The sequence below is a fragment of the Bradyrhizobium sp. BRP19 genome, assembly GCF_020194195.1.
In the GTDB taxonomy this organism is placed as follows: Bacteria; Pseudomonadota; Alphaproteobacteria; order Rhizobiales; family Xanthobacteraceae; genus Bradyrhizobium; species Bradyrhizobium yuanmingense.
The window spans coordinates 1-1,467 of record NZ_JADYVZ010000071.1; the positions used below are offsets into that span (position 1 = coordinate 1).

Annotated in this window: 1 protein-coding gene and 1 pseudogene; both read left to right on the plus strand. The window is 62.8% G+C overall.

The genetic code is table 11. From position 1 onward, the window contains the following. Nucleotides 1-895, plus strand: an 895-nt coding sequence (locus tag I6F36_RS38525) for a flagellin (protein WP_275945366.1), incomplete at its 5' end; no start/stop codon positions are given. A 359-nt stretch (nt 896-1,254) separates the two neighbouring features. Beyond that, nucleotides 1,255-1,467: pseudogene (locus I6F36_RS38530) on the plus strand (flagellar protein); the annotation flags it as partial.

Sequence of the window (1,467 nt, forward strand, 5' to 3'; positions counted from 1 at the left end):
CACGGGCAACGCGCTGAACGCGCTCGGCCTTGCCGGCAACACCGGAACGGCGACCGCCTTCACCGCGGCGCGCACCTCCGGCATCGGCGGCATCAGCGGCAAGACCTTGACCTTCACCTCCTTCAACGGCGGCACGGCGGTCAACGTCACCTTCGGCGACGGCACCAACGGCACGGTCAAGACGCTCGATCAGCTCAACACCAAGCTGCAGGCCAACAACCTGTCGGCGACGATCGACGCCAACGGCCTGCTGACGATCTCGACCACCAACGACTACGCGTCCTCGACCATCGGTTCGAGCGCCGCGGGTGGTGCGATCGGCGGCACGCTGACCTCGTCGCTGACGTTCTCGACGGCTTCCAGCCCCGTCCAGGACGTCGTCGCGCAGACCTCGCGTGCCAACCTGGTGTCTCAGTTCAACAACATCCTGAACCAGATCGACACGACCGCGCAGGACTCCTCGTTCAACGGCGTCAACCTCTTGAACGGCGACCAGCTCAAGCTGGTGTTCGACGAGACCGGCAAGTCGAACCTCAGCATCACCGGCGTGACCTACAACTCCAAGGGTCTGGGCCTCGCCTCGCTGACCAGCGGTGTCGACTTCATCGATAACGCTGCCACCAACAAGGTGCTGACCAACCTCAACGCCGCCTCGAGCACGCTGCGCTCGCAGGCCTCGAGCCTCGGCTCGAATCTCTCGGTGGTGCAGGTCCGTCAGGACTTCAACAAGAGCCTGATCAACGTGCTGCAGACCGGTTCGTCCAACCTGACCCTGGCCGACACCAATGTTGAGGCGGCCAACAGCCAGGCGCTGTCGACCCGCCAGTCGATCGCGGTCTCCGCGCTGTCGCTGGCCAACCAGTCGCAGCAGAGCGTGCTGCAGCTGCTCCGCTAAGTCGCGGACGATATCGCAAGCAAGATCCGGCGGCGGGGCTTCGGCCCCGCCGCTTTCTTTTTGGGCCGGCGTGCGAGTGCTGCCCGGCAAGGTCGCAGCGGTGCATTCGATGCAGCCAATTGCTCACTCTCAGTTATGGTTGACAAGTCGCAAATGCCTCATCGGTGCACGGAAAAGCACCGTCCTATCATGACGATATGGGTGAGAACGCTGAGGCTCCGGATGCGCACATGGTGAATCGGTGGAGGGCCTGGCGCGACTCGCTTCATGCTTTGTTAGCCCACAACGTTCACCGTCCCGGCCATCGATTAATCCTAATCGAAGTTTTGTTGCGTTGCGTACCAGAAGGGTAACACTCAATGTCCGGTATCGTTCTCTCCGCGTCGGTTCGCCAGAACCTGCTCTCCCTCCAGTCCACCGCCGATCTTCTCGCCACCACCCAGAGCCGTCTGTCGACCGGCAAGAGCGTCAACTCGGCCCTGGACAATCCCACCAACTTCTTCACGGCCCAGTCGCTCGACAACCGCGCCAGCGACATCAACAACCTGCTCGACGGCATCGCCAACGGCGTG